We start from the raw sequence: 7,670 nt of genomic DNA, 5'->3' as shown, positions 1-7,670 counted from the left end.
CGATTGGTCCTATACTTCCCACACCTTGGCCGCCACGCTATTCTATCCAGCAGCCAAGGAAATTTTGCATCTAATTTTTAACGCCTATTGGGAACCCCTCAGTTTTGAGTTGCCCCCTTTAAATGATGGTATGGTGTGGCACCGACTGGTGGATACCTATCTGCCCACCCCGGCGGATTTCCAAGAGCCAGAAATTGCTCCTCCTATCAAGGGCGATCAATATTGGGTCCAACCCCGCTCATCGGTGGTATTAATGGCAAAATAGTGCCTCAATGGAGGTGTTGCTTGAATTTTTGCCCAATTTCACTTTTGTCAGCTTACTAAAATAATGAAACTGATTAAGCAGATTTTGGCCTTTCTTTTGCTCTCTTTGGGATTGCCTTTAGGGCTGTACTGTGTGGTGGAAATATTTGATTCCACCAAGTCCCAGGAGGACCGGGATGGAGCCGCAGCGGCCCTCATGATTTTTGCTTTACCGATGAGTGCCCTGGGGGGTGGGCTACTCTGGAGTGCAGTCCATGATGGCAGAAAGCAACGACAAAAAATAACCATGGAAGCCTCGGAGAACCTCAGAAAAATTTTCTTTCAAGTTCTAGAAGAAAATGACAACACTATTACCGTGCTGGAATTTTGCAAGGCCGCAGAAATTGAAGGTAAGGAAGCCAAGGAATATTTAGACCAAAAGGCGATCGAATTTAATGCCACATTTGAAGCCAGTGAGTCCGGTGGTATTGTCTATAAATTCCCGTGAATTTGCATCAAGTTCACTAAAATCACAAGCGGTTTAATACTGTGGGAGACTGCCAATGTGATGTAGTGCCCACCTGATTTTGGTACGATGGGAGACTGTTTTGCCCCCCATAGTCATCCTCAAAATAGTTAGACATTATGCTTAGAGCTGGAATTGTTGGTCTGCCCAATGTGGGAAAATCTACCCTCTTTAACGCCCTGGTGGCCAATGCCAAGGCGGAAGCGGCCAACTTCCCCTTCTGCACCATCGAACCCAATGTGGGGGTGGTATCTGTGCCGGACGATCGCCTGGGGAAATTGGCAGAGATTTCCCAATCAATCAAGGTAGTTCCCACCCGGATGGAATTTGTCGATATTGCCGGTTTGGTGGCGGGGGCCAGTAAAGGGGAAGGGTTAGGTAATCAATTCCTGGCCAATATCCGGGAAGTGGATGCCATTGTCCATGTGGTGCGCTGTTTTGATGACGATGACATTATCCATGTGGCGGGTTCGGTGGATCCGGTGCGGGATGTGGAGGTGATTGATCTAGAGTTGGTACTGGCGGATTTAGCCCAGGTGGAAAAACGATTAGAACGCAGTCGCAAGCAAGCTCGGGGCAATAAGGACTTGTTGGAAGAAGTGGCCATCCTGGAAAAATTAGTCACCGCCCTCAACGAAGGCATCCCGGCGCGGCGGGTGGGGCTAACGGCGGAAGAACAGGAATTAATTAAATCCCTGGGTTTACTGACCCTCAAACCAATCATTTATGCCACCAATGTCACCGAGGATGATTTGGCCAGCGGCAATGATTGGGTGGAACAGGTAAAGGCGATCGCCGCCAAGGATGAAGCAAAAGTGGTAGTGATTTCGGCCCAAGTGGAATCGGAGCTGATTGAATTGCCGGAGGAAGAACGACAGGATTTTTTGGCTAGCTTGGGGGTGACGGAAGGGGGATTAAAATCCTTAATTAGAGCTACCTATGAACTGCTGGGGCTACGCACCTACCTGACCACGGGACCCCAGGAAACCAGGGCTTGGACCATCATCAGTGGTATGAAAGCTCCCCAAGCGGCGGGAGTAATTCACACCGATTTTGAGCGGGGCTTTATCCGGGCAGAAACCGTGGCCTATGAAGATTTAATTAGCTGTGGCAGTATGCAAGGAGCCAAAGAAAAGGGTTTGGTACGCAGTGAAGGCAAAGAATATGTGGTGCAGGAAGGAGATGTTTTGCTCTTCCGCTTCAACGTTTAGGTTTCGATCCCCACTCGGAATTATCACTCTTCCATCTTCCCTTTTCTGATAGAAGAGCGGTAAACCCACTTTTGCAAAGGTTTTACTGTTTCATTCAAGTACTGTAACCGCTGTAAGAAGCAATAACGACACCCAAAAGTTCAAAATTGTGGGGTCACAAAGTTTAAGTAGCTAGTAATCAATTTTTCACCCCAAAAGAGACTGACGAGGGCACCGATCGCCAAAAAGGGGCCGAAGGGAAAACCCTGTCGCCGTTGCAATGTGCCCAGCAGTAGCTTTAAACCGCCATAGATGGAACCAAATAAACAGGCAATGAATGTGGTCAAGAGCAATGATGGCCAGCCCAACCAAGCTCCCACCATAGCCGCTAATTTGGGATCGCCGTCCCCCATGCCTTCCCTGCCGAGCAATAGACTCCCCCCCATGCGGATCAAATCAAACAGCCATAGCCCCAATACCGCCGAGGCGATCGCCTCCACCAAGGGAATAATCCAATTGCCGCTCTGCCAACCCAGCAGTAAATGAAATAATAGCCCCAGCACCAGTCCTGGTTTAGTGAGACTATTGGGCAGGGTCATGGTGTCCCAGTCGATTAAAGTTAGGGCAATTAAAAAACTAATTAATGTCCAGTAGCCGAGGATTTGCCACTGCCAACCAAAACGCCAACAGGTCAGGGCAAATAATAAACCCGTAACAGCCTCCACCAGGGGATAGCGGGAGGAAATAGAGACTTGGCACCAACGGCATTTACCCCGTAGCCAAAGCCAACCCACCACTGGCACATTTTCTTTTGGCCCGAGTGGGTGGCCACAGTGGGGACAACGGGAAGGGGGATGCACCAGGGATAAACCCTCTGGTAAGCGATAGGCCACCACGTTGAGAAAACTACCCACAGCAGAGCCCAGGGCAATGGCAAGCAGGAAGGCAAGGGGAGCAATCAGGGGATCCATGCTGGTTTCGGCTAAGGAAAGTCAAAAATTTAAGGTGGTGTTTGCCAAGCCTCCTTACCCCCTATTTGACGGGAAAAACTTAAAGTCCCCCGACATTAAGGCATTAGAAAATTTAAGGAGCAGAATTGGACTTGACGAACAGGTTCTAAAACAAATGTAGTCCGTTTTGTTTTTGAAAAGCCCAATTTTTTCCTGATTGACTAGGGTTAGTCATCCAATTCCTTCTTGATAACTCGATAATTGGTATCTAGATAAATTTCATATTCCCGCCCGTCGGCACAAACTGCATCGTCAATTTCAAAACGTTTTTTGTCGATTTCGTACTCAGCATCATCAAAGGAATTACAGCCCATGGCATTGAGTACTTGGACGATTCTCTGTCTTTCCTGGGCCGTCACATCCCGGTCATCGGCCCTGGCGATCGCCGCGGTGAGGGTCATTTCCATCAGCACCACGCCGGCTAGAAAATAGCTAATTTGTTTGATGGCATTCATCATGGTTAGTTTCTCCAAGGGAAGTTTTAGCAACACATTAGTTTTTCCAACCTAGACCGTCATGGTTGGTTTACCAAGGAGGGGGTTAACAGCTTGGCGATCGCCCACTCTCTGGGGCCAATCGGCCAGTTAACGGAGGCCATCCACCAAAGGATTAAGATGGGAAACAAATACCTGCCATGGGTATCAATTGGGGGCCCCGGTCCCACCGCTAAGCAGAAATCAGTCGCCGACATGATTATCTGGATTGGATGCAAATTGTATGAAAACTTTACTATTAACCTGGCTAGACCGTATTTTGATTGCCGATGTATTCCTGGTGCTACTGGGCTTTTTCTGGTTTGCCATCGCTGTGGTGGGGGAATCCACTGGTATTCCCTTGGGCTATCAAATTTGGCAAAAACTCTGGCTCCCCCTGTTCAATCCCGCCATTAGTATTTTGATTTTGGGTGCCATCAGTAGTTGGGGGATCAAAAAACTTTCCCAGTGGTTCACCGCTAAACAAGGGAGTTAGGGCCATGAAAGGGTGGGTCAAGGTGGCGATTGTTCTGGCCATCGCTTGGGTTGGTTTGGAAGTCATTGCCCGCATCTATGTGGAAAATCTCTGGTTCCGAGAGTTAAACTTCCAGTCCGTCTTTTGGAAGCGAGTGCGCTGGCAGGGGAGCATTGCATTGGTTGCAGGCTTTATTTCCTGGGCCTTTGTCGTTTTCCAGGTCAAAATCGCTAACCGTCTGGCCCACGAGGAAGCCCAACTGAAAAGCCTTGCCCTTGCCCAAGCTGCCTCTGCACCAGTGCCTGTGGCGATCGGCTCCCGTTACTTGCCCATGCCCGAGCCGCCGGTGGGACCAAAAGCCCATTCCCGTTCTCTACAATTACCCGTTCTACTGCCCCTGATTATTGCCCTACAGCTAATTCTGGTGGCCCTAGTGATGTATTACGTTTTCATCACCATTCAAGTGTGGACCCCAGACTATACCCTGCCCAATATCACCCCGGCGGTGCCCCAACCCTTTCGGCTTCATTTGCTGTTTACCAATTTCGGCAATGGGCCTGCCCAATTAGGAGCAACGGCTTTGGCCGGAGTTTTAGCCCTCATTGGTGTATTACGGGGTCCCAGGCTATTACCAGGCTTAGTTTTTATTTTGAGTGGGGTTTGGGGACTGTTGCTGTCGGGCAACTGGTTTCGATTGTTGCTTTCTTTTAACAGTCAGTCCTTCAATGCCATTGATCCCCAATTTCACCGCAATATTAGCTTTTATATTTTCCAAATTCCCCTCTGGCAGTTGCTAGAGAGTTGGTGGCGGGGACTATTTCTCTTCAGTTTGTTGGCGGTAACTCTAATTATTCTTAAATCCGGTAATAGTTTATCGGAAGGACGATTTCCTGGCTTTTCCTCAGCTCAGTTGAGACATCTAAGTGCCTTGGTCGCCGCTCTGGCCGCCACCCTAGCCGTGGAGCATTGGTTAAAACGTTACGATTATTTGTTTGCTAACCATGGCGTTGTCTATGGAGCCAATTACACTGATGTTCATTGGCGTTTACCCGTGGAAACTGGGCTAGTAGTTTTCAGCGTGGCGATCGCCCTTTGGTCGGGATGGTTGAGCCTTAAAGGTTGGCCCCTAGGGAAAGGAAACAGTGTTCCCCAGCGACGGGGACAGTTACCCCTCATTGGCCTCTGGTTGCCGATGTCTATTTATCTTTTAATTCTGCTACTGCAAAACCTGGGCGGTTGGGCGATCGAACTGTTGGTGGTGCAACCCAATCAACTCACCAGGGAAAGGCCCTATCTTGCCCGCAACATCGCCGCCACCAGGGAAGCTTTTAACCTACAAATTATTCAGCCCGCCACCCTCAGTGGTCGTGGCCAACTCACCCCGGCTAGTCTAGAAAAAAACCGACTCACCCTGGACAATATCCGCCTTTGGGACCCCATCACCCTGCTGAAAACCAATCGGCAACTACAACAAATTCGGCTTTACTATAAATTCGTTGATGCTGACCTAGACCGCTACACCATCCGGGTGCAAAAAGACGACACCCAAACCATCAGCACCGCCAAACAACAGGTTCTCATTGCCCCCAGGGAATTGGACTACACCGCTGTGCCAGAAAAGGCCCAAACCTGGGTGAACAAACATTTGGTCTATACCCACGGCTACGGTTTCACCCTTTCCCCCGTTAATCTAGTGGACCAAGGGGGTTTGCCCTATTACTTTGTCAAAGATATTGGTACTGACGAAAACGAAGGCGCTCTGCGCACCTCCAGTGAACTGATCCGCACCAGTATTCCCATCGGTAAGCCCCGCATTTATTTTGGTGAGATTACTGATAACTACATCATGACCAATACCGCCATTCCTGAACTAGATTTTCCCAGTGGCGAGGAAAACGTTTACAACTTTTATGACGGTCGGGGTGGCATTTTTTTGAATTCTCCCATCAGAAAATTATTATTTGCCGTTTATTTGCGGGACTGGCAAATGCTGTTCACGGAGAACTTTAAGCCTGATACCAGAATTTTATTTCGTCGTAATATTAACCATCGCATCCGCCACATTGCTCCCTTTTTACGCTTTGACCGTGATCCTTACTTAGTAACAGCCAAAGTAAAAGGAGAAGAACATTCCACCCTTTATTGGTTGATTGATGCCTACACCACCAGCAACTACTATCCCTATTCCGATCCGGGGGAAGGAGATGCTAACCAACCGGGGCGTAACTTTAACTACATTCGTAATTCGGTCAAAATTTTGGTAGATGCCTACAACGGCGATGTGCGGCTTTTTACCATTGATAAACAAGATCCGTTAATTAATGCCTGGCAAAAAATATTTCCCGAATTATTCTTACCTTTTAGCTCCATGCCCGCCACTTTAAAAAGTCATATTCGTTATCCGGTGGATATGTTCAGTACCCAATCGGAGCGGTTATTGACTTACCACATGGAGGATATTGACGTATTTTACAATCGGGAAGACCAATGGCGCATTCCCCAGGAAACCTATGCTGATGAGCAACAACCCATTGCGCCCTATTATTTAATTATGAAATTGGCAGGGATTGATGCCAAAGAAGAAGAGTTTGTTCTTTCCCAGGTTTACACTCCCAACGCCCGTAATAACCTGATTGCCTTGCTCTTTGCCCGTTGTGATGAACAAAATTATGGCAAATTGTTGCTCTATACCCTACCCAAGGAAAGGCTAGTCTATGGACCGGAACAAATTGAAGCATTAGTGAACCAAGATCCGGTGATTTCAGAACGGATTAGTTTGTGGAATCGTCGAGGTTCTCGGGCTATTCAGGGTAATTTACTGGTAATTCCCATTGAAGAATCCTTACTGTATGTGGAACCAATTTATCTGGAAGCTGAAAAAAATAGTTTGCCCACTCTCGCTCGGGTAGTGGTGGTTTATGGTAATCAAATTGTCATGGCAGAAAGCTTAAATGAAGCCATAGACGCCATTTTTGACCCTAACCCAACTGGAAGAAACGCAATTGTTCGCCCCCTGGATGACACTGTTAATGACCTTAATAGCGGAGGTATTAATGAAGAATCTAACTAGGGGGTAAGTTTACAAAGTTCAAACCAGCTTAAACCAATGGCTCCATGCCACTGAAGCTACGGTTTGACAGAAGAGACTGCGGCCAAAATTTATATCTCATCAAGGGGCGCAAGGAGAAATCTAACAATCTAACTCCGAAAACTTAATTTTTCAAAAAGTTTCTGAAAGCACTCCCTTACCCAAGGACACAGATTAAACTGACATAATTTGAGGCAAGTGTGTATGCCAATTAATCTCACTGGAGAATCGAATTTTGTAATTCTAGGGGCTACTGGAGGACAAATATTTGCCAGTCAGGTAGGTAATATTGGCTTAGTCGGTAGTTTCGGAGCCATGGCCGTAGGAACTCCGGTAATTGTGGTGAGTGGTGCTTTGGCCGGAGCGGCGATCGCCTCAATATTAGAAGGCATTGAAAGTGGTGATGTTAAGGTTCTCGGAATAACTACCATGGGATCGGTGCTGGGCGCTGGTTTTGGAGCTAGCCTAGGCAATGTTGGAGTTGCTATAGGAGGAACAGCTTTTGGCATTGGCATGGGAACTATGGCTGTGACTGGGGGAATTTTTGCCCTGGGGGCATATCAATTAATCAAAATGTTTGTTAAAGATAGCCCAAAGGAATCTTACGGACAGATTTTTTATCGTATGGAAGAACAAATTTCATATGAGGAATTTTACGTCCATGC

The 7,670-nt window shown here is 47.7% G+C and carries 8 protein-coding genes and 1 pseudogene; 6 read left to right on the top strand and 3 right to left on the bottom strand.

The features are described 5' to 3' along the window. The 3 genes and pseudogenes from IQ219_RS13820 to ychF form a co-directional block, all read left to right on the top strand. Positions 1-265, top strand: a pseudogene (locus IQ219_RS13820) (glycogen debranching enzyme); the annotation flags it as partial. A gap of 63 nt (positions 266-328) precedes the next feature. Continuing rightward, the gene (locus IQ219_RS13815; protein ID WP_194072992.1) at positions 329-751 is read left to right on the top strand and encodes a hypothetical protein; all 423 of its coding nucleotides are present in this window, start codon (positions 329-331) and stop codon (positions 749-751) included. Positions 752-888: 137 nt separating this feature from the next. After that, positions 889-1,980 (top strand): redox-regulated ATPase YchF, encoded by a 1,092-nt coding sequence (gene ychF / locus IQ219_RS13810; RefSeq protein WP_190597239.1) that lies wholly within the window; start codon positions 889-891, stop codon positions 1,978-1,980. 140 nt (positions 1,981-2,120) lie between these two features. Here the strand turns inward: ychF and IQ219_RS13805 are convergent, their stop codons facing one another. From IQ219_RS13805 to IQ219_RS13795, 3 genes are all read right to left on the bottom strand, one after another. Continuing rightward, positions 2,121-2,930, bottom strand: a complete 810-nt coding sequence (locus IQ219_RS13805) for an A24 family peptidase (RefSeq protein ID WP_194072991.1) — start codon at positions 2,928-2,930, stop codon at positions 2,121-2,123. Positions 2,931-3,136: 206 nt separating this feature from the next. Then, positions 3,137-3,427, bottom strand: a complete 291-nt coding sequence (locus tag IQ219_RS13800; protein ID WP_228017094.1) for a PepSY domain-containing protein — start codon at positions 3,425-3,427, stop codon at positions 3,137-3,139. A gap of 56 nt (positions 3,428-3,483) precedes the next feature. After that, complete coding sequence (locus IQ219_RS13795; protein ID WP_194072990.1) at positions 3,484-3,660, bottom strand: hypothetical protein; 177 nt, start codon at positions 3,658-3,660, stop codon at positions 3,484-3,486. A 26-nt stretch (positions 3,661-3,686) separates the two neighbouring features. Between IQ219_RS13795 and IQ219_RS13790 the strand changes: the two genes are divergently transcribed. The 3 genes from IQ219_RS13790 to IQ219_RS13780 form a co-directional block, all read left to right on the top strand. Beyond that, positions 3,687-3,938 carry a hypothetical protein gene (locus IQ219_RS13790; RefSeq protein WP_190597233.1) on the top strand — a complete coding sequence of 84 codons (252 nt, stop codon included), beginning with the start codon at positions 3,687-3,689 and terminating at the stop codon, positions 3,936-3,938. After that, a complete protein-coding gene (locus tag IQ219_RS13785; RefSeq protein WP_194072989.1) occupies positions 3,874-6,987 on the top strand; it encodes a UPF0182 family protein in 3,114 nt (1,037 codons plus the stop codon). The genes IQ219_RS13790 and IQ219_RS13785 overlap by 65 nt, the downstream gene beginning before the upstream one ends. 222 nt (positions 6,988-7,209) lie before the next feature. After that, positions 7,210-7,670: hypothetical protein (locus IQ219_RS13780; protein WP_194072988.1), on the top strand; the 461-nt coding region annotated here is incomplete at its 3' end.

Source organism: Synechocystis sp. LEGE 06083 (assembly GCF_015207725.1).
Lineage (GTDB): Bacteria > Cyanobacteriota > Cyanobacteriia > Cyanobacteriales > Microcystaceae > Synechocystis > Synechocystis salina.
The sequence above is the reverse complement of the archived record's forward strand: the minus strand, read 5'-3'. Positions and strand labels throughout refer to the sequence as shown.